Origin of the sequence: Serratia sp. NPDC087055, assembly GCF_044900985.1 — a bacterium.
GTDB lineage: Bacteria > Pseudomonadota > Gammaproteobacteria > Enterobacterales > Enterobacteriaceae > Serratia.
Genome location: NZ_JBJDOG010000002.1, coordinates 186,200 through 211,948, shown reverse-complemented (window position 1 = coordinate 211,948; position 25,749 = coordinate 186,200). Strand labels below are relative to the sequence as shown.

The 25,749-nt window shown below is 50.2% G+C and carries 23 protein-coding genes, 1 tRNA gene and 2 pseudogenes; 10 read left to right on the top strand and 16 right to left on the bottom strand.

All coding sequences use genetic code 11. The annotated features are described in order from the left end of the window. Positions 1–112 precede the first annotated feature (112 nt). Positions 113–1,084, top strand: coding sequence for a 5'-nucleotidase (locus tag ACI2J2_RS14750; RefSeq protein ID WP_404760356.1), 972 nt, complete (start codon positions 113–115; stop codon positions 1,082–1,084). Between the two features lie 97 nt (positions 1,085–1,181). Here the strand turns inward: ACI2J2_RS14750 and ACI2J2_RS14745 are convergent, their stop codons facing one another. The 6 genes from ACI2J2_RS14745 to ACI2J2_RS14720 form a co-directional block, all read right to left on the bottom strand. Continuing rightward, positions 1,182–2,504, bottom strand: a complete 1,323-nt coding sequence (locus ACI2J2_RS14745) for a type II toxin-antitoxin system HipA family toxin (RefSeq protein ID WP_404760355.1) — start codon at positions 2,502–2,504, stop codon at positions 1,182–1,184. A gap of 4 nt (positions 2,505–2,508) precedes the next feature. Further along, positions 2,509–2,805 (bottom strand): helix-turn-helix transcriptional regulator, encoded by a 297-nt coding sequence (locus tag ACI2J2_RS14740; RefSeq protein WP_404760354.1) that lies wholly within the window; start codon positions 2,803–2,805, stop codon positions 2,509–2,511. Positions 2,806–3,013: 208 nt separating this feature from the next. Beyond that, a complete protein-coding gene (locus ACI2J2_RS14735) occupies positions 3,014–3,649 on the bottom strand; it encodes a carbonic anhydrase (RefSeq protein WP_404760353.1) in 636 nt (211 codons plus the stop codon). Positions 3,650–3,941: 292 nt separating this feature from the next. Then, positions 3,942–4,217, bottom strand: a complete 276-nt coding sequence (locus ACI2J2_RS14730) for a type II toxin-antitoxin system RelE/ParE family toxin (protein ID WP_404760352.1) — start codon at positions 4,215–4,217, stop codon at positions 3,942–3,944. A gap of 3 nt (positions 4,218–4,220) precedes the next feature. Then, positions 4,221–4,469 carry a ribbon-helix-helix domain-containing protein gene (locus ACI2J2_RS14725; protein ID WP_346828385.1) on the bottom strand — a complete coding sequence of 83 codons (249 nt, stop codon included), beginning with the start codon at positions 4,467–4,469 and terminating at the stop codon, positions 4,221–4,223. A 76-nt stretch (positions 4,470–4,545) separates the two neighbouring features. Then, on the bottom strand, positions 4,546–4,644 hold the full coding sequence (locus tag ACI2J2_RS14720) for a hypothetical protein (RefSeq protein ID WP_404760351.1): 99 nt from the start codon (positions 4,642–4,644) through the stop codon (positions 4,546–4,548). A 631-nt stretch (positions 4,645–5,275) separates the two neighbouring features. Between ACI2J2_RS14720 and ACI2J2_RS14715 the strand changes: the two are divergent. The 3 genes and pseudogenes from ACI2J2_RS14715 to ACI2J2_RS14705 all read left to right on the top strand — a co-directional run. Beyond that, positions 5,276–5,473: pseudogene (locus tag ACI2J2_RS14715) on the top strand (helix-turn-helix domain-containing protein); the annotation flags it as partial. Positions 5,474–6,114: 641 nt separating this feature from the next. Next, positions 6,115–7,344 carry a hypothetical protein gene (locus ACI2J2_RS14710; protein WP_404760350.1) on the top strand — a complete coding sequence of 410 codons (1,230 nt, stop codon included), beginning with the start codon at positions 6,115–6,117 and terminating at the stop codon, positions 7,342–7,344. A 431-nt stretch (positions 7,345–7,775) separates the two neighbouring features. Continuing rightward, positions 7,776–8,123, top strand: a pseudogene (locus ACI2J2_RS14705) (DUF6404 family protein). 403 nt (positions 8,124–8,526) lie between these two features. On the opposite strand, the gene ACI2J2_RS14700 reads toward ACI2J2_RS14705, so the two are convergent. The 6 genes from ACI2J2_RS14700 to ACI2J2_RS14675 are packed head-to-tail and all read right to left on the bottom strand — an operon-like array spanning position 8,527 to position 12,446. Continuing rightward, complete coding sequence (locus ACI2J2_RS14700) at positions 8,527–10,860, bottom strand: primase-helicase zinc-binding domain-containing protein (RefSeq protein WP_404760349.1); 2,334 nt, start codon at positions 10,858–10,860, stop codon at positions 8,527–8,529. Between the two features lie 12 nt (positions 10,861–10,872). Beyond that, positions 10,873–11,211, bottom strand: coding sequence for a DUF5375 family protein (locus ACI2J2_RS14695; protein WP_404760348.1), 339 nt, complete (start codon positions 11,209–11,211; stop codon positions 10,873–10,875). Next, positions 11,208–11,471: a hypothetical protein gene (locus tag ACI2J2_RS14690; protein ID WP_404760347.1), complete on the bottom strand. Its 264-nt coding sequence runs from the start codon at positions 11,469–11,471 to the stop codon at positions 11,208–11,210. Before ACI2J2_RS14690 ends, ACI2J2_RS14695 begins: the two co-directional genes overlap by 4 nt. Further along, positions 11,468–12,013: a host cell division inhibitor Icd-like protein gene (locus tag ACI2J2_RS14685; RefSeq protein ID WP_404760346.1), complete on the bottom strand. Its 546-nt coding sequence runs from the start codon at positions 12,011–12,013 to the stop codon at positions 11,468–11,470. The genes ACI2J2_RS14690 and ACI2J2_RS14685 overlap by 4 nt, the downstream gene beginning before the upstream one ends. A gap of 5 nt (positions 12,014–12,018) precedes the next feature. After that, positions 12,019–12,264 (bottom strand): hypothetical protein, encoded by a 246-nt coding sequence (locus tag ACI2J2_RS14680; protein WP_404760345.1) that lies wholly within the window; start codon positions 12,262–12,264, stop codon positions 12,019–12,021. Beyond that, positions 12,261–12,446 carry a helix-turn-helix transcriptional regulator gene (locus ACI2J2_RS14675; protein WP_404760344.1) on the bottom strand — a complete coding sequence of 62 codons (186 nt, stop codon included), beginning with the start codon at positions 12,444–12,446 and terminating at the stop codon, positions 12,261–12,263. Before ACI2J2_RS14675 ends, ACI2J2_RS14680 begins: the two co-directional genes overlap by 4 nt. A gap of 620 nt (positions 12,447–13,066) precedes the next feature. Here ACI2J2_RS14675 and ACI2J2_RS14670 point away from each other — a divergent pair. The 3 genes from ACI2J2_RS14670 to ACI2J2_RS14660 all read left to right on the top strand — a co-directional run bounded on the left by ACI2J2_RS14670 (position 13,067) and on the right by ACI2J2_RS14660 (position 16,213). Next, a complete protein-coding gene (locus ACI2J2_RS14670; protein ID WP_404760343.1) occupies positions 13,067–13,792 on the top strand; it encodes an NAD-dependent aldehyde dehydrogenase in 726 nt (241 codons plus the stop codon). Then, entirely contained in the window at positions 13,789–14,043 is a 255-nt protein-coding gene (locus tag ACI2J2_RS14665) for an ogr/Delta-like zinc finger family protein (RefSeq protein WP_404760342.1), read from the top strand. The genes ACI2J2_RS14670 and ACI2J2_RS14665 overlap by 4 nt, the downstream gene beginning before the upstream one ends. 418 nt (positions 14,044–14,461) lie before the next feature. Beyond that, complete coding sequence (locus ACI2J2_RS14660; RefSeq protein ID WP_404760341.1) at positions 14,462–16,213, top strand: AIPR family protein; 1,752 nt, start codon at positions 14,462–14,464, stop codon at positions 16,211–16,213. A 25-nt stretch (positions 16,214–16,238) separates the two neighbouring features. Here ACI2J2_RS14660 and ACI2J2_RS14655 read toward each other — a convergent pair whose 3' ends face one another. The 4 genes from ACI2J2_RS14655 to lptF form a co-directional block, all read right to left on the bottom strand. Continuing rightward, positions 16,239–17,513 (bottom strand): tyrosine-type recombinase/integrase, encoded by a 1,275-nt coding sequence (locus ACI2J2_RS14655; RefSeq protein WP_404760340.1) that lies wholly within the window; start codon positions 17,511–17,513, stop codon positions 16,239–16,241. A 164-nt stretch (positions 17,514–17,677) separates the two neighbouring features. Next, positions 17,678–17,762: transfer RNA gene (locus ACI2J2_RS14650), tRNA-Leu, on the bottom strand. 333 nt (positions 17,763–18,095) lie between these two features. Beyond that, entirely contained in the window at positions 18,096–19,166 is a 1,071-nt protein-coding gene (gene lptG, locus ACI2J2_RS14645) for an LPS export ABC transporter permease LptG (protein WP_209634521.1), read from the bottom strand. Further along, positions 19,166–20,260 (bottom strand): LPS export ABC transporter permease LptF, encoded by a 1,095-nt coding sequence (lptF, locus tag ACI2J2_RS14640; RefSeq protein ID WP_209634519.1) that lies wholly within the window; start codon positions 20,258–20,260, stop codon positions 19,166–19,168. The genes lptG and lptF overlap by 1 nt, the downstream gene beginning before the upstream one ends. Before the next feature lie 280 nt (positions 20,261–20,540). Between lptF and pepA the strand changes: the two genes are divergently transcribed. The 3 genes from pepA (at position 20,541) to ACI2J2_RS14625 (ending at position 25,590) form a co-directional block, all read left to right on the top strand. Continuing rightward, positions 20,541–22,052, top strand: a complete 1,512-nt coding sequence (pepA, locus tag ACI2J2_RS14635) for a leucyl aminopeptidase (protein ID WP_404760339.1) — start codon at positions 20,541–20,543, stop codon at positions 22,050–22,052. A gap of 195 nt (positions 22,053–22,247) precedes the next feature. Next, positions 22,248–22,700: a DNA polymerase III subunit chi gene (locus tag ACI2J2_RS14630; protein WP_209635274.1), complete on the top strand. Its 453-nt coding sequence runs from the start codon at positions 22,248–22,250 to the stop codon at positions 22,698–22,700. A gap of 13 nt (positions 22,701–22,713) precedes the next feature. Beyond that, on the top strand, positions 22,714–25,590 hold the full coding sequence (locus ACI2J2_RS14625) for a valine--tRNA ligase (RefSeq protein ID WP_265556197.1): 2,877 nt from the start codon (positions 22,714–22,716) through the stop codon (positions 25,588–25,590). Positions 25,591–25,749 lie beyond the last annotated feature (159 nt).

Below are 25,749 nucleotides of genomic sequence, written 5' to 3'. Positions count from 1 at the left end.
GATCCTAGAATTATTGAACGTAGAACAGTTCGTTCTCACGTGTATGACAAAATCCGCAGTATGATCGATATCTTTGTTAATGGCATGAGTGGGCTCTGATAGGAGAGTAATAATGGCATTAGATCTGAGTAATACTTTGGTTATTGGTATAAGTGCTACCGCACTGTTTGATATGAGTGAGTCGGATCGTATATTTCAAGAGACATCGGTGACAGACCCCGACAGTGCAATTGAGCAATATCGTGCCTATATGCTAGAGCATGAAAATGAACCACTCAAGCCTGGGACTGGCTATCCACTAATAAAAGCATTACTCGGGCTAAACCAGCATAAACAAGCCGAGGATACATCGCCGTTAGTAGAAGTCGTTGTTATGTCTAGAAATAGCCCAGAGACCGGTATTCGCGTATTAAACACAATCCGCCACGATAAGCTGAACATCTCACGTTCGGCGTTCACCGCTGGAGAAACGGTTGCCGATTACTTAGATGCATTTGATGTAGACCTTTTTCTGACGACAAATGTTGCTGATGCACAGAAAGTAATTGACTCTTGTTTCTGTGCTGCAGCCATTTTGAAAGATCCTCCCGCAGATGCTCCAGAGATCCCTGAAGGCCAAGTCAGAATTGCCTTTGATGGAGATGCCGTACTTTTTTCAGATGAGAGTGAATTGGTCTATAAAACACAAGGGATAGCAGCATTCCACGCTCAAGAGAATGCACAGCAAGACATCCCTATGGGGGAGGGCCCATATGCTACATTGCTCAAAAAGTTGGCAAAACTTCAAGAGCGTCTGCCAATAAGAATAGAATACTCCCCAATCCGTATTGCTTTAGTCACTGCAAGAAACTCCCCATCAGAGATGAGAGTGATTAAAACGCTACGCAACTGGGGCGTTTACGTTGACGAAGCATTTTTTCTCGGCGGTGTTGGAAAAGACAAAGTTTTAAAAGCATTCAGACCACATATCTTCTTTGATGATCAAGATGTTCATTTGGATGCAGCAGCAAAGATTGTGCCTTCAGGTAAAGTGCCTTATGCAAAAACTTCTGGACTCTACTTAGCGGCAGATACGAAGAATTGATATTGTAATTGGATGCCAAGCGGGTAAATTATACGTGATTAAGCCCCAATATCTGGGGCAACATGATCGGCAATCTACTCCTTACCAGCACCGCTTATTATCTCCCCGCCAACCGCGCGCACTGCTGCCTGAGACCATCAAAAATGCATGCCGCTAATTCAGGCGGAAACGAAGCAGGCAGCAGTCCAGCGACCAGATCAATAACTCCCGGGGTCGCCGCCAGCAGCTCTTCAATAATAGATTCAACCTCCTGTTGCCCTAACCCGGTTATTTCACCGTGTTTTATCCAGTGGCGGCGTCGGATCTGATTAATGAGATAATGGTTACTGCCCCCGCGAACGGCCATTGCCAGTTTACACTTCCGCCAGGCTATCTGGCTATTCCCCGGGCCAATCACTGGCCAGGCGGATAACACATCGTACAGGGGCGTCAGGTGGTAACGATTCTGCGGTAAATGCGCAAGACTGAAATTCTTTGCGTGACCATCGGTCGCGGCAAGCAACCAAAAAATAATCTGTGCCTTAAAAAAGTGTCTGCGATCTGTTTCAGCCTGATCTGAACGGCTCAGAACTTCCATAATATCTGTAATGCCAGGGCCACCATCAGACTGATATTTCCTCAGCGGTGAGACACCCAGAGCCTGGCACATATCTTCTTGAGGCAGGCGTATCCACCATTGCCTATCACTCGATAGCTTCCTGTCAAAACGCTCAACGATCAGTGCCTTTTGATCTTCAAATTGCGCAATAGCCGTTCTTGCGACAGGCACACCATAGTGCTCAAGAATCAGAGAGCAGAGCCACTCATTCTCGATAGATGTCCTCATATCGGCCCGCATATTCCCCACCAGCCCCAGCGCTAATTTGAAAATATGCGTGGTCGGCGTATTTCCCTCAGGCAAACACCACTGATTGTCATGCCACAACAACGCTGTTTTTTCCTGAGCACCGGCAATAGATAAACGTAGATCGTCATCCTGGCCATGTTGTCCCGGTAACACCGCGGCAGTATTACGAAGCATCTCGGCAATTTGCGCCTCTGAAAGCGGGCGCTGCCTGATGGAAAAGATATGTGTGGGTTGCTCATCAATATCAAGAAGCTGTATAGCGCCAACGCAATCACGGCCAAGCTCAGCCAGTAAATCAAAGGGATCCAGACTTTCGGCATGATAACGCATTGCAAGACGGCGACGGATCCCCTCGCTATCAGGCAGCAGGTTATCGAAATAATCGCGCACTAAGTTGCCACGATAAGGCTGATTCCCCGGTGTGAACGGCAACGAAAGCGACAAAGGCCTCCCCTGACTATCAGCAATCCAGTCAGGCAGATATTCCAGCCGACCTTCACCTTTGCGCTTTTCCCAGTATCCCACCGGAATACCGTTCATCCAGATAGCTAAGCGTTGTTGCAAACGACGCATATCATCACCACTGTTCCCGTCTGGCGGGTGAGTCTATATGAGCTGTAGAAGCTTCCTCGGTTTCACATCCCGGAGGGGTAAGCTCTGATGAAAACACCATTTCAATACCCAGCACATTAAACACCCTAAACAGACGTTCCAGGCTGGCTGATGTCGGGTTTGACTCCATGCGTGCATAGGTCTGCTGGGTGACGCCCAGCCTCTCAGAGACGTCTTTTTGCGTCAGACCTTTTGCTTTACGAAAACCCACCAGTAAAGGACGTAGCTGGCTTAGTGTTTTTAACGGATATAGGGTATTCATAGATAGCGGCTCGCTGCCTCATCGCTGTGTACAGATTATAAGCTGTATGGTTCACATTACACCCCGTAGGCTGTAAATGCAAAATACAGCCTATAGGGTGTTTTATGATAAATACAGCCTAAAGACTGTTAACTTAGCTAAATTTATCCCTAAAAAAAATCCACGCCGAAGCGTGGATTCAATGTCATAGCCAAAGCCAGATATCACGTTATTCGAAGTGAACTTCGGGGTTATCCGCCAGTGACACGAAATTCTTCGTATTTTTATCCAACGTGCGGATCTCGCCACTTTCGATGTCGTACACCCAACCGTGAAGGCGCAGGCCGTTGTTGCGCAGGCCCACGGCAACGGACGGGTGAGTCTTAATATTATTTAGCTGGGCGATGACGTTCTCTTCGACCATAGCGTTAACTTTGTCGGTTTCGTTATTCCAGGTTTTCTTCTCTACCACCGCTTTGGCCGCGTCCGCATAGTGCAACCAGTGGGCCACAGCAGGCATCGGGTCAAGGCACTGGCAAGAGGCTATCGCCTTCATGGCACCACAGTTCGAGTGCCCGCAAATCACGATATCCGTGACGCCCAGTGCCACTACCGCGTATTCAATGGTCGCCGACACCCCGCCCGGTTCCGGGCCAAAGGAAGGAACGATGTTGCCTGCGTTACGGATAACGAAAAGCTGCCCCGGATCTTGCTGAGTCACAAGCTCGGGTACCAGGCGGCTGTCAGAACACGAAATAAAAAGCGCTTTAGGGTTCTGGCTGGAGGCAAGGCTGCGGAAGAGTTCCTTACGCTGAGGGAAAATCTCTTTCTGGAAGCTGAGGAAACCTTCAATGATATGTTGCATAACACGCTCTCTGGATCGGTAGTATCGATAACATGATAATCATCACTCCCGGTTAGTCCAGCATCTCTTTGGCGGAAATGAACAAGAAGCAACTGCACAACGGCCTACAAAAGTGGCAATGACGAGATGCGGCAATCCGTTGATGGATAAATCTAGGTAAGGTAGGAAAAACTCGCGGGGCTGGATTTCAGGCACAAAAAAACTACCTTTCGGTGGCTTCTGCAAAGAGTAAAAAACACATAAATGCGTTTCCCATCAGCAAGCAATACTCACTAATGAGAAGAGCGGCTCTTCATCGTTCTTCTTTCGTATGCCAGAGATCAACGATGTAAAGGGAAGCGTCGCGGAGCTCGTAGTGAACCTCGTAGTCATCGAATAATACTTTTCGAACTTCCCGAGGTTCATAGCGACTCTGCTGTACGCCAATTGCCGGGTGTGCTGTAAGAGCGGTGTTGCCAATGATCAAACGATCTAAAACGTCATCGGCATGCTGGCGGCTGTACTGAAGGGCAAAACGGTAGATACGTTCCAGGTCATCCTGAGCTTTAAGCGTCCAGTAAATTTCCATTTATCAGGTTTTCTTTAAACGATTGGCAAAATCCACCATGTCCGAATGACTCACTACACGACCGGCATCCACATCAGCAAGACCGGCCTGGATGCTCTGGTGACGCCGTTCACTTTCGGCCAGCATACGGGTCAAGGCTTCCTTAATAATCCAGCTTTTAGAACGATCCAACTCAATAGCCAGATTTTCGACAGCAGCTGCCAACTCAACGGGTATCTGTGCGCTGATGGTTTGTTTAGTAAGCGAACCCATAGGGACTACCTCGTTTAATAACAGTTAATAACTCCTATTAACCTTAACATGCTTCTGCTTATAAAAACATCACCGCTCATTTTGCTGGTAGCATTTCAAGGTCGTGGTTCGCCACGATCTCGTTCATCTTCTCTACCGGATCCAGGCGTTTAAACGTAATGTGTACATTCCCCACTTTCGGAAAATCAGGTCGTCGTCAGCCATCTGCTTATGCAGGTGATCAGGAGATGTACGTTGAAGTCGGTTGACCTTGAGAGAGTTAATTTAGTGGGAAGGGGAATCCATACTGAATCGCAGGCACAAAAAAACCACCTTTCGGTGGCTTCCTGTTCGCGCTGTACTAATGGTGCGAAGGCCGGACTCAAACAACAATCCAACACAATGAAATATATAGAATAACTATATATAATTCGAGATTATGCCCCTTTTTGTGCCCCCAGTATAAATTCTGTGATACATCAGAAAATTAATCCTTCCCCCCTGCATTTTCGACCAGTATTCAATCAGATAAAAAATTTCGGTTCGGTTCCGTCCTACGAACCCAAACCGGAAGCGCAACTAAGCATAAATTGTCACGGGTATTTTCTGAACACAGGGTTCTCTTTCTTGGAGGTTGAAAAAAAAGATTTATAGAAAAACTGGTCACACTGTTCACTTTTTATTTTAATTGTTTAAAAACAATAAATTAAACTGTTATTAGTTGGTGATGAGTTTGCCCTGACTGGTCACTTATCGTGAACAGTCAGCCCCAAAATGCAAAATACCGGCCTGAGCCGGTTATTGAGTTGCTTCTCACGATGATGTAAGTAATTTCTACTGTGGCGGAATTTGAGCGGGGTCTGTTGCTTAAGCGCGCGCTCAGGTATTGCGAGGGCAAAACAGCTGGAAAGCGATTTGGTCGCCCTTCAGCACTGAATGAAGAACAACAACTTGCTGTGATTACACGTATAAGCGCCGGGATCAGTATCTGCGCCATTGCACGGGAATTTGATACCACCCAGTAAACAATACTCCGGTAAAGATAGGGCAGTAATAATCCTGAATGCAAATGTATAGCTCCGGGTTGACAGTTTGCTATATGCCAGAAGCAGATGTTGTTAATATCAGCCTGTTTTAATCCATAGGGCAGGTCATACTCATTTACATGAGAAGAACACACCTTACCTGACATATAAAAAAACCAGAATCTCCGTGTCATCCAAACCTGCAGAGCCATAAGAGACCGGATAGCACCTTATGCTACTTAACGATGATACGTTAGAGATGTTTGAGTCAATTTAGCTCTGAACCTGTCAGGGCTTCTGTGGCAACCCAGTGCCAATATAATAGAGCGGTCTCTGAACAAACGTGAAACTTTTCACCACGCAACACTAATTCTAATATCGTTTCCAGACAGAAAATTTATCGCTGGTTTTTCAAGATTACTCATGTGGGCAAACACGATCAAGACGGTCACAAACAAGAATTTTCTGTTCATTTTTTCAACTCCTTCCAAGATGAACATTCATCATCAACTAAGCAGCAGCCTAAAGCACGATCATAAAATTCTGATAAAAATGATCTAGACGGGCGGACTAAAGCACATGCATGATATGTTACATAGAAACTTATCGTTGAAAATTTATACTAGTAGAGGGTATATGTTATGAATGCCGTTGATCATGATCGCCATGCTTTTTCGGATATCACAGATTTTATCGCTCAAGAAATATATATTTTGTCCGTAAGAAAAAAGTTTCCTTTAGAGTTTGATTTAATATGCCAGTTAGCAAAAGATACAAAAGAAGAGTTTAATTTCGTTAAAGATGAATACAATGAGCATTATGCATATGAAGATATTGTTGAGATCTTAATAAATAGCATCGCTACGAAGGGGGATAAAAATTCATTACAGAAAGAAATATGTTATCATCTAGATAATATACGCCTAGGCCATGAAGATAACGACAATCTCTTTAATTATATAGCAAACCTGAAAAATAGAGTTCTTACATCCTTGGTAAGACTATCTGAAAAATATTGTAAATTCTCTCTCAATTTTACACCTCAGTATCCTCCATATATATTTTGTCTAAATAATGATTACCTATCTGCACTAGTATATTATTATGGGAAAGAATATCTTCCAAAAGAAAAATACACTAAAGAAGGGCGTGAGACATGCTTTACCAATGCTCCATATAAGCTTAGAAAATGCTATTGGTACTCAACTTACAGAACTCGACACATGCAACATGAAGTCGATGTTCCAGAAAACACTTTGAAGAAATCTATAAAAAAAGAACAGTTAATTATAAATTTTAAAGATGAGCAGGAAAGTTTAATTCAAGAATTTCTTGTCATGGACATGCTTCGTGACATGGATACTGTAAGCTTTACGCATGAACTACGGATAAGTATTGATACGTCGGCTCCATTAGATGATTTGGCTGTCGATAAGCTCTTGGCAATGATTCGAAATGAACTATCTTCACTACAACTCAAAAATAAATACTCTAAATATATTTTAGCGGAAAGCATGGATGATTTAGAAGAAGCATCTAAGATTCCAACTATTAAGTCCCATGGCCTAATCGATTTAAAAGAACTACATAGTTCACAGATCCCTGGACTAACAAGTTATTACACTGCAAAGAATTATCTGTGCGGGCTAGTTATTTTACATCGACATCTTTTTGATCATAAACGCGAGGGTTCTTCTTTAGATAATTTATGCTCAGACCTCTCAGAAGAATTGACGAACGTTATTAAAATAGACAATTCAAAGTTTTCACCAGTAACAATAATCAGGGGATACAAGCAAGTAAGAAAGTTACTTCACAATCAAATTAAATTGCTTTGTGTCGACAACCATGGGCCAGAAAATTTTTTATGACTTCGCTCTTCTCTGAAAATCTAAGCAAGAGGCGGTTTACAGCCTCTTGTTGAATCCGGCACTTGAACTAGAGTGCTATAGCGTCCAGTTTTGCAGGTTACAAAGTGAAGTAAAATTATAACCGTGAGTCTGCTTATTACGAGATTTAAATTGGATAAGTGGTTAGAAAAATCTATCAGCTACTTACATTTCCATTACCTTCTGGGGTGAACAGCTACAATTTTTTTATTCATTCTATTAGTTCGCTATTTCTTCGTTCACCACATATAACTCCCGCTTTTCGCTCAAAGCTGCCTGTCAGAACCTGTTTGCCTAAAAAATTCTTAGAGTGGGATTTTTTCCGTTTTCCACACGGCCCCCTCTATGGCTAACTTTGGATAAGGCATATTATGAGACAGTCTTTATTGATACCTAATGAAAGGATTCGGATGATGGCATTTGAAGATAAGAAGAAAAAGGCAATAGCCCTGATGGAAGATAAAAAGATGTGGCGGAGCAATTATGCACCGCCGATCTTGCGCCTGTTTTGGAAAATGGGGGGTAAAATGCCACCGCCACCGTTTGCCCCTTTCTGGCTAAATACGTTGTTCTTCGCCGTCTGGTTTGGCCCTCTATGGGGCATTGTTATGTGGTTTAGTCGCTGGAAAAATCAAGACTTCAGCGTATTGCTTGCGGTGTTCACCGCCCTCTTGGCCGGTTTGCTGTTTGGTTGATTCATGGCGTTAATCCACTCTTGGCGCAAATGGGCCAACAAACTGCCTGACTGGAAGAGTCTCTAATGGGGCGACAATCTAAACGTCAGAAAAAAAAGATTTATAGAAAAACTGTTCACAGTGTTCACTTTTGGTTTTAGTTGTTTAAAAACAAATGATTAACCCGTGATTAGTTGGTGATGAGTTTGCCCTAACTGGTCACTCACAGTGAACAGTCAGCCCCATAAATGCAAAACACCGGCCTGAGCCGGTGACTTAATGTACTGAGGGTGAGCGGCAGGGAGAGGTTTCAGACAGAGAAAAGGCCTGCAATGCAGGCCTGAGTAGTCACCGCTACGGGGTTCCCCGGTGTTGGGTGTATGCGGTTTGTACAGGGGAACTATAAGTGCCCCTACACAACAGCGTCCAATGGGTTCGGCAGATCAATAACCGCCTATTGATCGGCAGAAACGATCGTGACGCTATTTGCTCAGCGCATTTCACACTTGGGGAGCCAGTCGGCTTCACAGTCTTCGCTCAATATCAGGTTGGTCTGCATCCCCTGATTGGTCTTGCGTTTCAACAGCGCGACTTCATACTCACGCAGGGTTTGCGGCACGGCACGCCCGAACGCGGTCAGATTCAATGGGTACTTGTGTCCACGCGCTTCCATGTAAGAGAGGTACGCGTGATACAGGTATTTGCGTGGGTTCGCCGGGGTAATGTTGGCATTACCGATATAGAGGCCGTCAGGCGCACTGACCGCCAGCAGGTAGCCGCAAAAATCGACCAACGGATCGGCACTGCGTTTAATCTCCAGCGCTTCATCGGAGTTCTGCTGCGCTTCCAGCAATACGCGGGCCTCATTGGGCGCGGCAAAACGCTGCATCAGGTGGCGCACGATCACCGCCAGCTCGCCGGTAATTTTTGCCAGCAACTGCGGGTCACGCTCGTTGGCCGGTATCACCTCCGGGAACGGCAGGATCACCCGACGGCGAGACACCCCGCCGCTGCGGTCACTGAACTGCATCGGGTTGTTATTCACCGCCAGAATCACCGCCGGAATGTGCGTGGAGTAGGCATCCCGGTATTTCGGATCGATAGCCACCGCATCGCCGCCGGTGATCGCTTTGATGCCCGCGCCATCACCGCTCCATTTCTCTTGGTCAGGCAGGATAATTAGCGAGAACCCGACCACGGAAGCCCGCTCACGTGACGATTCCAACGTATCGATGGTGGCCGAGGTGGTGTTGTCTTTCCCCGCCAGCAGGCTGGCTATGGCGGCCATCACGCTTTTGCCGCTGCCACCGGGGCCGGTGACCTCAAAGAACAGTTGCCAGTCATACCGGTTCGCCAGCACCATAAACAGCGCGGCAAGAATACGCGCCTGCTTGTCGGATTGCTGTCCGGCGGCACGGGTCAGCCAGCGCCAGAAGTGCGGGGCATGGTCGGCCAGATTTTCCCCGGCCTTGGGCGGCGTGTAGTCCACGCTGTTGACGGTGCGCAGCCAGTGCGTTTTCTGGTGCGCGCTGAATTGCCCGGTGGTGGTATCAAACACCCCGTTACGAAAGCCAATCAGGTGGCGTGCCGGCGTGCCCATTTGCGGCACCATCAGCCGGAGCGTGTCCAGAATGCTGTTGATACCCGCCGCCGAGAACGGGGCGCGGATTTTCTGGAACAGCGCGGCAATCTCGCGGCTGAGCACCCGGTACGGTAACACCTGCCATGCGCCGTTTTCATAGCGGCACAGGTCTTCACCGACCTGTGGCACAGCCAACAGGTGCTGGTAGTGTTCTGCCAGTAACTCGGCCTTTTCACTGGCGCTCAGGGCTTTCAGGTCGGCATCGCTGAGCGTATCAAACGGGCTGGGTTGCTTGGGCTGGCTGAAGGCCGTCAACTGCGCAAGTGTGGCCAGCTTGCCCTGTTGCAGGTAAATGTCGTTCCAGTCTCCCACCTCTGGCGGTAATGCCGGTTTGCCGCCGCTCAGTTGCGCGGCTTCGGCAGCGCGGGTTTGCCCAGTGCCGTTCTCATCATTATCGGCCGCCAGCAGCAACAACGCATCAGGATAGTGAGCGCACAATTGCTGCGCCATCGCAGACAGGTTATTGGCGCTGAGCGCAACGCAGACGCTTTCCCCGGTCAGTTGGTGCACTGTCAGGCCAGTGGCGTAACCCTCGGCCAGCCAGATAACGGCATTATCCTGCCCCGGCAGGAAATGGCAGGTTTTTTTCACCTGTCCTCCGGCCAGCGTGCGCTTGTCGCCCGCAGCATTAATTAACTGGACGTTGACCACCTCCCCGGTGCTGTCGGTCAGTGGCAACAGCAGGTCGCCGGGCTGGTAAGTGATACCGCCGACACGCAGTGACGCCCCCTGTAATGTCAGGGCGTCAGTGTCCGGCCAGCCTTTGGTGGTCAGATAGGCATTCCCGACCTGCTTCAGGGCACTGTTGAGTAACTGTCTGGCCTGTTTTGCCGCATGGTGGTGTGCCTGTGCTTTGTCTTGCTGTTCCTGTTGGGGATTGTGCTCCGGCAATGTACTGCCCGACGGCTCACCCAATACCCCGGCCACCTTCACAGCGGCCTCTTTGGCGGTCACGGCCAGCGCCTTTTCGACCAGATTCAGGCCATCGCCACCGCCGCACTGGTTACAAAACCATGTGCCACGGCCCTGCAGATTATCAAAGCGAAAGCGGTCTTTGCCGCCGCAAACCGGGCAGGGCTGCGCCCGGCCCCCTGCCGTAATGTGAATGCCCAGCGCGGGAAGCAAGACCGGCCAGTGGCCGGTAGCAGCACGTGAGGTGTGAGAAACGCTTAATGCGGTCATTGTTTTGCCTCCTCAGTGCACGGTGGTGTGACAGGTGACGGCCATCCGGCCACAGCACAGCTCATCCATCATCTTTTGGCCGAGCGTGGTCAGTCGCGGTGGCGCCACCAGAATATCTGGCTGCACCATATCACTGAGCATGGTGCAGGCCATGTCCATGCCTACCTCTGCGCCGTGCTGGCGGACAAAGTAGCCCTCAATGTCCATCGCGATAACCATTTGCAGCTCATCCAGCGTGTAGCCGGGGGTCACCCGGTAAAAAGCGCAGGTATCGAGATAGGCATGGGCCAATGCGCGGCGGTAAACGGCGGTACGGACTTCAACGGGTAAACAAGACTGTGGGGTGTTCATGCGGCGGAAGCCTCCATGCTGGCGATGATGTGGGAATCACAGGTTTTGACGACTTGCCCGAGCTGGTCAGTGAGTACGGCAATGACAGATGCAAGGGCGGCTTTCTGAGCGGCGTCCGGCCGCTGACCGGTCGATTCGAGTGTGTCCAGCATGTCGAGGAACAGCACGCCGGTAGAATGTGCGTGCTGAAGACGCAGGAAATCAGCATGCGGAATGGGGTAATAGGTTTCACTGTGGAAACGGGCGGCCAGCGTATTCATGCCACCCCCTGCACGGGCAGACGGCCCGCAAACGACAGAATATAGTCACGCGCCAGCAGGCGGCGGGCGCTGTGCTCAGAATCCGCCACGGTGCGCAGCATACACGGGGTTGCCGTCAGGGCAGTACGGCGAATGGCCGCAAACAGGAAACAGAATTTAGGGTGAGACGGGATGAGGGTCGTAGCCATGGTGGCAGCCTCCATTGAGTAATGGTTATTGCTACCACCGAAGTTTCCACGCTTATGGGTGGTAGCCCAGACGGGGGTGGAAATACCGGCCTCAATGGATACCGGCCTGACCGAAGTCAGCCCCGCCTGAGCCACCATTGTTTGACAGCCACAGTAGCATAAAAACCACTGTGCAAAAAATGAGCGCACTAAGGCCGCGACATAAAAAAACACGCTAGGCGCGTGTTGTGTCGCCATTGAGTTACACGGGTTTCCACGCCCGGCTGCCGATTGTGCGACAGCGGGAGGACTATAGCGCAGGGCCGGACGCGGGGGCAAGCCGTAAGACGCCCCCGGACGTTCAATCGATCGCATAGTGATCAACAGTCGGTAAGCTGGTCATTGCGGGTATCGGCTCCCGCATCGGTCAAGGGGATCGGCCCGGCGCGGAATAAACGTGGCTCGGCCTGGCTGCTGGCCAGGCGGATCACGCCGTGTTTATCAGAGCGGTGCTCCGGCAAGGCAATATCCGGCTGTTTGCGTTGCAACAGGATGGATTCTGCGACAAACAGTGCGTCGTTGTCGCTCAAGGTAAAGTGCTGGCGACCAAAGGTTAACCTCATCATGCTGCGGCCCCCTGATGACGGTTGGCGATGCGTTCAGCCATCCAGCTTTCGATTTCTGATTCGAGCCATGCAACGGTTTTACCGCCAAGGGAGATTTGGGCCGGGAACTGCCTGCGCGTCATCATCTCGTAGACGGTAGAGCGTGACAGCCCGGTGGTGTACAGCACTTCCGGCAGGCGCATAAAGCGATCGCGTGGTGTCTAATCAACCGGGACGGGCGAGAGTGTGGAAGGGGTCTGTGTGGCAACTGCAAGCATGGAATGCTACCTCGTTTATACCCGGTGGGATCTCACCGGTGCTGTGTGGGTTCGTTTGGTAGCGCCCTATTATGAGAGTATTTTGCGGGGTGGCAACAAGGGGATGTTGTGTGATGAATTAAGGAATTGCACGTAAAAACAACGAATTGTATTAAGTTGCACTAGCCCACCCCTCCTCGTACTTCCTCACCTTTAGCCCATAGTTTTCAGCAATCAATAAGCGATTTATAAATAGGCAGGAACATCAAAAATAAATCTAACCATGGCTAGCCAGAGAAAAGGTCTTTTTTAGAAAAGTGAACAGTAGTGAACACTTGGTGACGAGTTTTAGATAAACTAGTCACTACTTTATTTACTGATTTATTTAACTTTTTTATTAAAGTGAACAGTAGTGAATAGTTCTATATAAAACTAAAATCTCGTTGATGGTTTTATCGTCAGTTTTCAGTGCTGTTGTCCTGCGGACAGTCCAACCGGGATGAATGGCGATGTTGTACGGCAGTCAGCAGAATAGCTTCACATTGACTGACACCGGAGATAACCTCATGAGCACAACTACATTACCCAAGTACATCAACGACAAACTGCAAGCCCTGCGTGATGCCCGCGCCGCCCACGACAAAAACTATCAGGCGCTGACAGACGTCATTACAGGGATCGCCCGCTGCCATCAGCAGAAGAAAGACACGGAAGTGGAAAGTCACGAGGCGGAAAGCCAGTGGCGCACCCTGTTTCGCAAACTCCGCGGGGAAATGACCCCGGAGCTGCAAGCGCAGCATCACAGCCGGATTTCCCAACGGGAGCTGGCGAAAGAGTTCGATGGTCTGGTTGAAGAAATGGAGCTGGATAAAATGCAGCTCCACCTCAAATGCGGCGGCACGGCTCCGAAGGTGGTGGTGGCGCACGAAGCGGCCCTGACGGCCTTTGCCGAACACGCGATGAGTAAGGCGGTGGATGCGCTGAGCACTGTGCTTATTAGTCCTGACGTTATCAAGGCTTGTGTGCTGGCGAAACAGGCTTACGGCGTCTACGGGAACGACCCGATGACAACGATTGAACAGCGTCTGTTAGGAGCACTGAGCGGCCATATTCATGCGGCCACGGCACTACAGGGCATTGAGCACCCAGTATTGAAAGATATCGGGCTGACGAAGCCGGAAGAAACCGGGGCATTACCGGAGTTGCAAAACAGCCCGGCCACACGGATGAAAGTCGCGAGGGAACTGGCGGAAAAACGTCAGCGCTTACAGCAGAAGGGGGCCACATCATGATGCGTTGTCCGCTGTGCACCCATTCGTCTTATACCCGTACCAGCCGTTATGTCACGGAACAGACGAAAGAGGCCTATTACCAGTGCCAAAACATCGTGTGCTCCTGCACCTTTAAAACGGTAGAGAGCGTCGATAAGATTTTATGTCAGCCTATAAAAGCGGAGACGGTGACTAGTGGTGATTTACCGCCGCCGGAAAAAAGGACATTAAATCGTTACCGCCGTTATAGCCGAAATCAAACACTTCACTGATTGAACAGCCCCGTTGCAATGCTGATTTTGCTGCGGGGCTTTTACCGTTCCCCAAGTCCAAAAACAGCCTTTTTTCTGGCTAGCCTGCCTCAAACTGCGCGTGCATGCATAGGGTGCATGATTTTGCATTAATCCCCAGCCTCTCAAAACAGTCGAAACCCCGCGCCACAAGGGCTTACAGGGCCTCTGAGTCATGCATGAAATGTGCATGATAAAGTCAGAGCGCGTAGGCGAGGGAGTATTGCGCGCAATTAGGCATTTCTAACCTCATTTTTTTCATTCATGCATAGTTTCAACGAAAATGTTTGAAAAATGCCATATTTGATGAACAATCAATTTTTTTCGAAATATGATGATTGCAATTATCTACTCAAGAACTTAAATTAATCTCATCCACTAAGCGATGAGAATAAGAAACATGAAATATCAAATGCTTGTTAATATATTAGATAAAATTCGAATGGGCGCACCAGCAAACCAAGAAAAAACCTATAAACCAGACCCAAATGACATTGATAAGATTAATGCCTCAAGAGCAAGAGCATTCATTCATTTATTTATAAAAGTCAAATTTGGCTTGATGGAATTTAAAGAAAGAGAGAGGAACATCACGGATTCCAGCTATGATGGTGGAATTGATGGTTATTACATTGACAAAGAAGACAGATTGATTTACTTAATACAATCAAAATTCAGAACCACAAAAACAAACTTTGAAAGCAAAGATATTTCATATGATGAAATACTCTGCATGGATGTTGAGAGAATATTAAAAGGAGAGTCACATGATGAAGCAGGTAATGAATACAATGGAAAAATAAAGCAACTACAGAGGGAGTTAAGCGAAACCGACAATATAACCAAGTTTAATTACAAGATAATAATTCTTGCAAATTTAAAAGACATCCAACCAGCAAGACTTCGAAAGCTAACCGATGGGTATAATGCCGATGTATTTGATTATACCAGAACCTATAATGAATTAGTTTTCCCTGTAATTTCAGGCACACTTTTTACGGCACATGACATTTGCATCCCTATTGACTTATCAGCCAAAAATGCCGGAAGCAAGATAAGCTATACTGTTAAGACTAAAGCGAGCACCTGTGAAATAACAGTTTTGTTTGTGCCAGTCTTAGAAATAGCAAAAATAATGAGCAAGTATAAAAACTCAATTCTAAAATACAATCCACGTAGCTATTTAGAATTTCAAGGACAAGCTGTTAATGCTTCCATCAGAAAAACTGTTATAGACAATAACACGAATGAATTCGCGCTATACAATAATGGCATAACAATGATTTCCGATGACACAAGCATCAATGAACGAATCGGACAAAAAAATAAAGCCCAACTAAGCATAAAAAACCCACAAATTATAAATGGCGGTCAAACGTCATATATTTTGAGTAGGATTTATGAAGAGACTCAACTGGATAAACTAGAAGAAACGTTTAATGAAAAGGAGGTGCTACTTAAAATAATAACGTTAATTGATAATGATAATGACGAGAATAAGCTCAAGCTTATTGAAGCTGTATCTGAGGCAACGAATAAACAAACCCCAGTAATTAACGCAGATAAATTTGCTAATGAACCTATTCATCAAAAAATCCAGAGGACTCTTTTCGATAATTTTGGATTGTTATATGAGCGTAAAAGAGGAGAGTTTGCTGATGGCTTAAACTTCGGATACATCAATTCAGATCAAGTAATAGAACGTAACTTTTTCCTAAGAATATACTTTGCTGCAAATGGTGAAATCAATCTAGGCTCTCAGAAGAAACTATTCCAAAAAAACCCAGAGAGCAAGCTAAAAATAGATGATGAGAAAATAAATAATTTTTATATCGGTCACCACCTATTTGATGAGCTTACAAAAAAATTAAGGAATAGGAGGCAGCACCTCAACATAAAAAAAATAGACAAGTCTTACTCAGGTAAAATTTATCTCTATAACATATTATTTCCAAACTCAAAAATCCATGATATTAAAAATAACATAAACACGCTTGAGGACAAATGGGTTGAATTTATGAAGTTTGCATTAAAAGAAAATGAGAACATCAAAAGACTATGGATTGGCGGGACAAATTTCAATGAAGATAAATATTATAATTCTGAACATCTAGAAAAAGATCTCCATTTGTATATCAAGAACAACTTTTGATAAAGAAGAGGGGATTACCCCTCTTTTATTTGCTATTGCTATATATGTTTTTTTTACCATATTCAAAGGGGGCGATGTAGGATTTTCTGTTGATATCAAGATAATCCGCCCACCACTGAACCATCAACCTACGCTCATCCAAATGCTCAGAGGTATGGATGTAAGCAGCACGTACATTATTACGCTCCGAATGGCTTAGCTGACGTTCTATCGCATCATCGCTCCACAACCCAGACTCACCCAAAGCACCACGCGCCATCGTCCTAAAACCGTGCCCACATACTTCCGTTTTGGTGTCGTATCCCATCGCACGCAACGCATTATTCACCGTGTTTTCGCTCATGATTTTTTTGGGATCGTGGTCGCCGGGGAAAAGTCGCTCGTTATCACCACTTAGCTGTTTCAACCTCTCCAGCAAGGACAACGCCTGACGACTTAGCGGAACAATGTGCTCTTCTTTCATCTTCATCCCACGATGGGAATAACGTACACCTTCTATTTCTTTCCGCTTTGCAGGTATGCGCCAGCAAGCCTTATCAAAATCGAACTCATTCCAGCGAGCAAAACGCATCTCACTAGAACGTACAAAGGTAAGCAATGAAAGTTCTACAGCGATACGCGTCATCTGACGGCCACGGTAGGCACCAAGACGTGTAAGAAACTCTGGAAAACGGTGTGGAGGCAGAGCCGGATAATGTCGAGCCTTGGTTATCGTTAACGCTCCAGCCATATCAACGGCAGGGTTCGAATCGATATAATCGTTCTGGACAGCAAAACGCATGATAGCCGTAACACGCTGTTGTAGGCGCTGAGCAACATCGTGCTTGCCAGTGGCATCAACAACCTTGATCGGTGCTAAGAGATGGCTGGTTTTAAGACCACGAATATCAGCAGCGCCAATATACGGGAAAATATGCAGTTCCAGATAGCGGAGCACTCGCGAACGGTGATCCTCACTCCAGCGCTTGTTGCTGATATGCCATTCTCGGGCGATGGTTTCGAAAGTGTATGCCCCTGCCGTTTCGGCCTGTGCTTCTTTCTGCTCGGCTTTTGGGTCTACTCCCTGCACCAGTAACCTTTTGGCCTCATCTCGTTTTCCACGAGCTTCGGCAAGGGTAACTGTCGGCCACACACCAAATGCTAAGCGATCTTCTTTTTTGTCATTAGGTCGTCGGTACTTCATGCGCCAGTATTTGGATCCCCTCGCGGTGATCTCAAGATACAAACCGCCACCATCGGCCATTTTGTAGGTTTTGTCTTTGGGCTTTGCGGTCTCGACTTGGCGGGCATTGAGCTTCATTTTGGGGGCACATTTTCAATCGAAGTGTAGATGCCCCCAATTATGCCCCCACCGATACCCGGATTGCAACGGATGTGCTCGGACGGATTCAGGCCAAAAAAAAAGCCTTTCGGCTTTAATTTTAGTAACTTACGGACTGTTACGGACGTTCTCGAACATACTAATGGTGCCGAAGGCCGGACTCGAACCGGCACGTATCTCTACGGTTGATTTTGAATCAACTGCGTCTACCGATTTCGCCACTTCGGCACTGCAAGTAGTATGCGGAAAACGTGTGCATTATACCTTTCAGCGATCCGCACGCAACACTTATCCGTTGTTCAATGAGTTAAGTGCTGAAAAAAACGCCGACATGCTTATATTAAGCCCGTTTTGTGGGCGAAATAAGCAGTGTCTCTACGAATAATATCGGCGATATCTGCGGCAAACAGCAGGGGCGCAGCGTGCTGCGCCCCTACGGATGACATCGACGATAATTTGCACCTGTGCGTAGCGATATCAGCAGCAGCGCGTCCAAGAAGCACCAGAAACAAAAAAGGCGTAACCGCATGGCTACGCCTTTTTACATCGTCTGTCGCGTCGCTACTTGCGTTTTAGCAGCATATACACGCTGATCAACAAGAACAGCATGCTTGGCAGCAGCGCACCCAGTACCGGCGGCATATTGTACACCAGGCTCAACGGGCCAAATATCTGGTCCAGCACGTAGAACAAGAAGCCGAAGCTGATACCGGTCACCACACGCACGCCCATCGGTACGCTGCGCAACGGCCCGAAGATGAACGACAGCGCCATTAGCATCATCACCGCAACGGAAAGCGGCGAGAACACCTTGCTCCACATGTTCAGCTGGTAGCGGTTGGCTTCCTGGCCGCTCTGTTTCAGGTACTTCACATAGTTGTGCAGGCCACTGATAGAAAGCGATGTTGGGTCCAGCGCCACCACGCCCAGTTTGTCCGGGGTCAGGTTGGTTTTCCATTCGCCGGTCAGCGTTTGGGTACCGGTAACCTGCTTTTCGTTGGTCAGGTCGGACGTATCCACCTGCGAAAGCTTCCACACGCCGTCTTCAAAACTGGCGGTGGCGGCATAGCGCACCGTCTCCAGCCTGCGCTGGTCGTTGAAGTGGTAGATGTTCACGCCGGAAAGCTCTTTCTCGCCCGCTACGCGTTCAATGTAGATAAAGTCGTTGCCGTCCTTCGCCCACAGGCCGCTCTTGGTGGAAAGCAGTGAACCGCCGTACATCTGCTGCGCACGGTAGTTACGCGCCATCTGGTCGCCCTGCGGGGCAACCCACTCGCCAATCGCCATGGTCAACAGCACCAGCGGGATCGCGGTTTTCATCACCGAACCGGCGATCTGCATGCGGGTAAAACCAGATGCCTGCATCACCACCAGTTCACTGCGCGTCGCCAACTGACCTAGCCCAAGCAAGGCGCCCAGCAAGGCCGCCATCGGGAAGAAGATCTCGATGTCCTTCGGCACGCTGAGCAGGGTAAACATCCCGGCGCCCAGCGCCGTATAGTCACCCTGGCCCACTCTGCGCAGCTGATCGACAAACTTGATGATGCCGGAAAGCGACACCAGCATGAACAGCGTCATGATGATGGTGTTGAAAATCGTCTTACCGATATACCGGTCTAAAACACCAAACATCAGGCCGCTCCTCTCAGGCGTGCACGCAGCTTACGCATCGGCACGGTATCCCACAGGTTCAGCGCCAGCGCGATCGCAAAGTACACGGCGTTGACCAGCCAAAGCCACAGCATCGGGTCCAGCTTGCCTTTACCGGCGTTAGAACGCAGCGAGGTCTGCAGCAGGAAGAATATCAAATACAGCAGGATCGCCGGCAGCATGCTCAGCACGCGGCCCTGTCGTGGGTTCACCACGCTGAGCGGCACGACCAGCAAGGCCATCAGCACCACAGACACCACCAGCGTCAGGCGCCAATGGAACTCGGCGCGTGCGTCCGGATCGTCAGACTCCAGCAGCGTCTTCATCGACATCTGTTCGGCCTGGTTACCGTCCACGGCAACCGCACGGTGGCCGACCACCGCTTTATAGTCGTTGAAATCGGTAATGCGGAAGTCACGCAGCATCGCGGTGCCTTCAAAGCGGGTGCCTTTATCCAGCGTCACCACCTGCGAACCGTCCTTCAACTGGTTGATCTGGCCGTGTTCAGCCACCACCACGGATGGGCGTTGGTTGCCGTTCGGCCGCAGTTGCGCCAGGAACACATTGTTGAAGGTGCTGCCTTTAACGTTGCCGATAAACAGCACCGCGTTACCGTCTTGGGACGTCTTGAACTGCCCTTCTGCCAGCCCGGCAATGCTCGGGTTAGCTTTGGCTTCGGACACCACTACGTCCTGATAGCGCGAGGCCCAGGGCCCAACCCAGAACACGTTGGCCGCCGCAATCACGGAGGTGAAGAGTGCCAGCACCATTGCCGCGATGATCAGGGTACGTTTACCCAGCCCGCAGGCATGCATCACGGTGATTTCGCTATCGGTATACAGCCGCCCAAGCGTCATCAATAAGCCAAGAAACAGGCTTAATGGCAGGATTAGCTGCGCCATCTTCGGCACACCCAATGCGAGCAAAGAAAGAACTAAATTTGTCGGGACATCGCCGTCCACCGCATCGCCTAACACCCTGACTAAGTTCTGACAAAAGAAGATCAGAAGCAGGATGAACAAGATTGCGATTTGGCTCTTTAGCGTTTCCCGTACCAGATATCTTATGATGATCACGCTTATTACGCCTGTGAAAACTTGTCTTTTTGCAGGAAAATCGATAGTTTCATCGCTAATCCGCCATTTATTCTCATCATATGGCAACAGACACAGCTAAAATAGTATTACAACATCTAGCATTTGGGTGTCCTATAGGAACTTACTTATAGTCGCCAAAACAGAGCAATTTACGCCGTTCAGGTTAACATAGTTAGTTAACTCGACGGCCGGAGATCGTTACGGAGTGCGTCATTCTAGCCGTAGCGTCCGCCTTTGTCTTTAAGATTCAGGAGAGTGCATGGAGTTCAGTGTAAAAAGCGGTAGCCCGGAAAAACAGCGCAGTGCCTGTATTGTAGTCGGCGTTTTCGAACCGCGCCGCTTGTCCCCTATCGCAGAACAACTCGACAAAATCAGTGATGGTTATATCAGCGCTTTGCTGCGCCGTGGCGAACTGGAAGGTAAAGTCGGGCAGACGTTACTGCTGCACCATGTACCTAACATTCTCTCCGAACGCATCCTGTTAATTGGCTGTGGCAAAGAGCGCGAGCTCGATGAACGCCAATACAAACAGGTGATTCAAAAAACCATCAATACCCTTAACGATACCGGCTCCATGGAAGCGGTCTGCTTCCTGACCGAGCTGCACGTGAAAGGCCGTAACACTTACTGGAAGGTGCGTCAGGCGGTAGAAACCGCGAAAGAAACGCTCTACACCTTCGATCAGCTGAAAAGCAACAAAGTGGAGCCACGTCGTCCACTGCGTAAAATGGTGTTCAACGTGCCGACCCGTCGTGAACTCACCAGCGGTGAACGTGCGATCCAGCACGGTCTGGCGGTGTCTTCAGGCATCAAAGCCGCAAAAGATCTCGGCAATATGCCGCCGAACATCTGTAACGCCGGTTATCTGGCTTCGCAGGCTCGCCAACTGGCGGACGCTTTCAGCACCAACATCACCACCCGCGTCATCGGCGAACAGCAGATGAAAGAGCTGGGGATGAACGCCTATCTGGCGGTTGGCGCAGGTTCGCGCAACGAGTCATTGATGTCGGTGATGGAATATAAGGGCAATCCGAACCCGGACGCTAAGCCGATCGTGCTGGTGGGCAAAGGGTTGACCTTCGATGCCGGCGGCATCTCGATCAAACCTGCCGATGGCATGGACGAGATGAAGTACGACATGTGTGGCGCAGCCACCGTGTACGGCGTGATACGTGTGGTGGCGGAACTGAACCTGCCGCTGAACGTGATCGGCGTGTTGGCCGGCTGTGAGAACATGCCGGGCGGCAGCGCTTATCGTCCGGGCGACGTACTGACCACCATGTCCGGCCAGACCGTCGAGGTGCTGAACACCGACGCCGAAGGCCGCCTGGTGCTGTGCGACACCCTGACCTACGTCGAGCGTTTCGATCCAGAGCTGGTGATTGACGTTGCCACCCTGACCGGTGCCTGCGTGATCGCGCTGGGCCACCACATCACGGGCCTGATGTCGAACCACAACCCGCTGGCGCACGAACTGATCGGCGCGTCCGAACAGGCCGGCGACCGCGCGTGGCGCTTGCCGATGTCCGACGAGTACTACGAGCAACTGGACTCCAACTTTGCCGATATGGCAAACATTGGTGGCCGTCCGGGCGGGGCTATCACCGCAGCCTGCTTCCTGTCGCGCTTTACCCGCAAGTACAGCTGGGCGCACCTGGATATCGCCGGCACCGCATGGCGTTCCGGCAAGGCCAAAGGGGCTACCGGTCGTCCGGTCGCACTGCTGTCACAGTTCTTACTCAACCGTGCAGGCCTGAACGGCGACGATTAAAATACCCTTCATCTTTCAAGCCGCAGCGTTGTTGGCTGCGTTTGTTCCCCCCAGTCACTGACTGTATGTCAGTTCCTGGGGATGAACGAACTTGCCGCCTGGCTGCAACTTGAAACCTATTGGGTATATAATCACGGTAACAAAGCGAAGGGCGCACAAGTTGCGCCCCTAATTTTTTCTAACGGCAATGAACTCATGAGCAAGCAGGCGACGTTTTATTTACTCGAACACGCGGAACCCGCAGGTGCGCTCAGCGCGCATGAGGCCGTGGCCTGCGCCGTTGCCGCTGAACGTTGGCGCTCCGGCAAGCGGGTGTTGATCGCCTGCGAAAGCCAGGAACAAGCCCAACGGTTGGACGAAGCGCTGTGGCAGCGCGATCCGCACCAGTTTGTGCCACACAATCTGGCCGGTGAAGGCCCGCACTACGGTGCGCCGGTCGAGCTATGCTGGCCCGGTAAACGCGGTAACTCGCCGCGCGATCTGCTGATCGCCCTGCTGCCGCAGTTTGCAGATTTTGCTACTGCTTTCCATGAAGTGGTAGACTTCGTCCCTTACGAAGACACCCTGAAACAGTTGGCGCGCGACCGATATAAAGCTTATCGCAGCGTCGGCTTCCATTTGACCACGGCCACGCCGCCAACTCACTGAACAACGATATAAAATGGAAAAAACAAACAGTCATCTCGATACCGCATACGACCCGAAAGAGATCGAACAGAAGCTGTACGATCACTGGGAAAACCAGGGTTACTTCAAGCCAAATGGTGATACCAGCCAGGAAAGCTTCTGCATCATGATCCCGCCGCCGAACGTCACCGGCAGCCTGCACATGGGCCACGCATTCCAGCAGACCATCATGGACACCATGATCCGCTACCAGCGCATGCAGGGTAAAAACACCCTGTGGCAGGCAGGTACCGACCATGCCGGTATCGCCACCCAGATGGTGGTTGAGCGCAAGATCGCCGCAGAAGAAAACAAAACTCGCCATGACTATGGCCGCGACGCGTTCATCGACAAAATCTGGCAGTGGAAAGCGGAATCCGGCGGCACCATCACCCGTCAGATGCGTCGTCTGGGCAACTCCGTGGACTGGGAGCGCGAGCGCTTCACCATGGACGAAGGCCTGTCCAACGCCGTTCGCGAAGTGTTTGTTCGCCTGCACAAAGAAGATCTGATCTACCGTGGCAAACGCCTGGTGAACTGGGATCCGAAACTGCGCACCGCCATCTCCGATCTGGAAGTGGAAAACCGCGAATCCAAAGGCTCCATGTGGCACCTGCGCTACCCGCTGGCCGACGGCGCCAAAACCGCCGAAGGTAAAGATTACCTGGTGGTCGCCACCACCCGTCCGGAAACCGTGCTCGGTGATACCGGCGTGGCCGTAAACCCGGAAGATCCGCGTTACAAAGATTTGATCGGCAAAGAGGTTATTCTGCCGCTGGTTGGTCGCCGCATCCGCATCGTCGGTGACGAACATGCCGACATGGAAAAAGGCACCGGCTGCGTGAAGATCACCCCGGCGCATGACTTTAACGACTACGAAGTCGGTAAGCGTCACGGCCTGACAATGATCAACATCCTGACTTTCGACGGCGATATCCGTCAGGAAGCGGAAGTGTTCAATACCCTCGGCGAAATCTGCACCGATTACTGCAACGAAATCCCGGCCCAGTTCCGTGGCCTGGAGCGCTTCGCTGCGCGTAAAGCCGTAGTGGCAGCCTTTGAAGAGCTTGGTTTACTGGATGAGATCAAACCGCACGACCTGACGGTGCCTTACGGCGACCGCGGCGGCGTGGTGATCGAACCCATGCTGACTGACCAATGGTACGTACGTACCGCTCCGCTGGCCAAAGTCGCGGTTGAAGCGGTTGAGCAAGGCGAGATCCAGTTCGTACCTAAGCAATACGAAAACATGTACTTCAGTTGGATGCGCGACATTCAGGACTGGTGTATCTCTCGTCAGCTGTGGTGGGGTCACCGTATCCCAGCCTGGTACGACGTGAACGGCAAAGTCTACGTTGGCCGCAGCGAAGAAGAAGTGCGCAGCGAGAACAACCTGGGCCCTGACGTGGTGCTGAACCAAGACGAAGACGTGCTGGACACCTGGTTCTCTTCCGGCCTGTGGACCTTCTCCACCCTGGGCTGGCCAGAGCAAACCGATGCGCTGAAAACCTTCCACCCAACCAGCGTGATGGTCAGCGGCTTCGACATCATCTTCTTCTGGATTGCGCGCATGATCATGCTGACCATGCACTTCATGAAGGACGAAAACGGCAAGCCGCAGGTTCCGTTCAAGACGGTTTACATGACCGGCCTGATCCGCGATGACGAAGGGCAGAAAATGTCCAAGTCGAAAGGTAACGTGATCGACCCGCTGGACATGGTTGACGGTATCTCGCTGGAAGACCTGCTGGAAAAACGTACCGGTAACATGATGCAGCCGCAGCTGGCGGAAAAAATCCGTAAGCGCACTGAAAAACAGTTCCCGAACGGGATCGAACCGCACGGCACTGACGCCCTGCGCTTCACCCTGGCGGCACTGGCTTCAACCGGCCGTGACATTAACTGGGACATGAAGCGCCTGGAAGGCTACCGCAACTTCTGTAACAAGCTGTGGAACGCCAGCCGCTTTGTGCTGATGAACGCAGAAGGCCAAGACTGTGGTTTCAACGGTGGCGAGAAAGTGCTGTCGCTGGCGGACCGCTGGATCCTGGCCGAATTCAACCGCACGGTGAAGGCATACCGCGAAGCGCTGGACACTTACCGCTTCGATCTGGCCGCCAACATCCTGTACGAATTCACCTGGAACCAGTTCTGTGACTGGTACCTGGAGCTGACCAAACCGGTTGTCAGCAACGGCAGCGAAGCGGAACAACGTGGCACCCGCCACACGCTGATCACCGTGCTGGAAGCCCTGTTGCGCCTGGCACACCCGGTGATCCCGTTCATTACCGAAACCATCTGGCAGCGCGTGAAGACCCTGACTGGCGAAACAGCAGACACCATCATGCTGCAACCCTTCCCAGAGTACGACGCCGCGTTGGAAGACGCACAGGCGTTGAACGACCTGGAGTGGATCAAGCAGGCGATCACCGCGGTACGTAATATCCGTGCCGAGATGAACATTGCGCCGAGTAAAATGCTGGACGTGCTGCTGCGCAACTGCAACGCCGACGCGCAGCGCCGCGTGCAGGAAAACCAGAGCTTTATCGAGCGTCTGGCGCGTCTGTCGTCTATCACTCTGCTGCCTGCCGGTGACAAAGGTCCGTTATCCGTCACCAAGCTGGTTGACGGTGCCGAGCTGTTGATTCCAATGGCGGGCTTTATCGATAAAGACGCCGAGATTGCGCGTCTGTCGAAAGAGATGGGCAAGCTGGATGCAGAAATCGCGTCAATCGAAGGCAAGCTGTCTAATGAAGGCTTTGTGGCACGTGCGCCAGAAGCCGTCGTCGCCAAAGAACGCGAACGTCTGGCCGCCTGCAAAGAAGGCAAAGTGAAGCTGCAGGAACAGCAGGCGACTATCGCCGCGCTGTAATCTGTCGGTTCGCTGCAACAGCTGAAAACAGCGGGGATTTCCCCGCTGTTTTTTTATCGCCATTGCATCCGGCCCGCTTAAGATGTTATTACAAGTTTTACCCTATAGCTTTCAAGTTGCAGCTAGGCGCCCAGCTCGCTCATCCCCAGGCGCTTACTC

Coding starts and splice junctions, on each gene's coding strand:
- ACI2J2_RS14750 (WP_404760356.1), top strand. CDS start 113: ATGGCATTAGATCTGAGTAATACTTTGGTTATTGGTATAAGTGCTACC.
- ACI2J2_RS14745 (WP_404760355.1), bottom strand. CDS start 2,504: ATGCGTCGTTTGCAACAACGCTTAGCTATCTGGATGAACGGTATTCCG.
- ACI2J2_RS14740 (WP_404760354.1), bottom strand. CDS start 2,805: ATGAATACCCTATATCCGTTAAAAACACTAAGCCAGCTACGTCCTTTA.
- ACI2J2_RS14735 (WP_404760353.1), bottom strand. CDS start 3,649: ATGCAACATATCATTGAAGGTTTCCTCAGCTTCCAGAAAGAGATTTTC.
- ACI2J2_RS14730 (WP_404760352.1), bottom strand. CDS start 4,217: ATGGAAATTTACTGGACGCTTAAAGCTCAGGATGACCTGGAACGTATC.
- ACI2J2_RS14725 (WP_346828385.1), bottom strand. CDS start 4,469: ATGGGTTCGCTTACTAAACAAACCATCAGCGCACAGATACCCGTTGAG.
- ACI2J2_RS14710 (WP_404760350.1), top strand. CDS start 6,115: ATGAATGCCGTTGATCATGATCGCCATGCTTTTTCGGATATCACAGAT.
- ACI2J2_RS14700 (WP_404760349.1), bottom strand. CDS start 10,860: ATGACCGCATTAAGCGTTTCTCACACCTCACGTGCTGCTACCGGCCAC.
- ACI2J2_RS14695 (WP_404760348.1), bottom strand. CDS start 11,211: ATGAACACCCCACAGTCTTGTTTACCCGTTGAAGTCCGTACCGCCGTT.
- ACI2J2_RS14690 (WP_404760347.1), bottom strand. CDS start 11,471: ATGAATACGCTGGCCGCCCGTTTCCACAGTGAAACCTATTACCCCATT.
- ACI2J2_RS14685 (WP_404760346.1), bottom strand. CDS start 12,013: ATGCGATCGATTGAACGTCCGGGGGCGTCTTACGGCTTGCCCCCGCGT.
- ACI2J2_RS14680 (WP_404760345.1), bottom strand. CDS start 12,264: ATGATGAGGTTAACCTTTGGTCGCCAGCACTTTACCTTGAGCGACAAC.
- ACI2J2_RS14675 (WP_404760344.1), bottom strand. CDS start 12,446: ATGCGCCTGCCGGAAGTGCTGTACACCACCGGGCTGTCACGCTCTACC.
- ACI2J2_RS14670 (WP_404760343.1), top strand. CDS start 13,067: ATGAGCACAACTACATTACCCAAGTACATCAACGACAAACTGCAAGCC.
- ACI2J2_RS14665 (WP_404760342.1), top strand. CDS start 13,789: ATGATGCGTTGTCCGCTGTGCACCCATTCGTCTTATACCCGTACCAGC.
- ACI2J2_RS14660 (WP_404760341.1), top strand. CDS start 14,462: ATGAAATATCAAATGCTTGTTAATATATTAGATAAAATTCGAATGGGC.
- ACI2J2_RS14655 (WP_404760340.1), bottom strand. CDS start 17,513: ATGAAGCTCAATGCCCGCCAAGTCGAGACCGCAAAGCCCAAAGACAAA.
- lptG (WP_209634521.1), bottom strand. CDS start 19,166: ATGTTTGGTGTTTTAGACCGGTATATCGGTAAGACGATTTTCAACACC.
- pepA (WP_404760339.1), top strand. CDS start 20,541: ATGGAGTTCAGTGTAAAAAGCGGTAGCCCGGAAAAACAGCGCAGTGCC.
- ACI2J2_RS14630 (WP_209635274.1), top strand. CDS start 22,248: ATGAGCAAGCAGGCGACGTTTTATTTACTCGAACACGCGGAACCCGCA.
- ACI2J2_RS14625 (WP_265556197.1), top strand. CDS start 22,714: ATGGAAAAAACAAACAGTCATCTCGATACCGCATACGACCCGAAAGAG.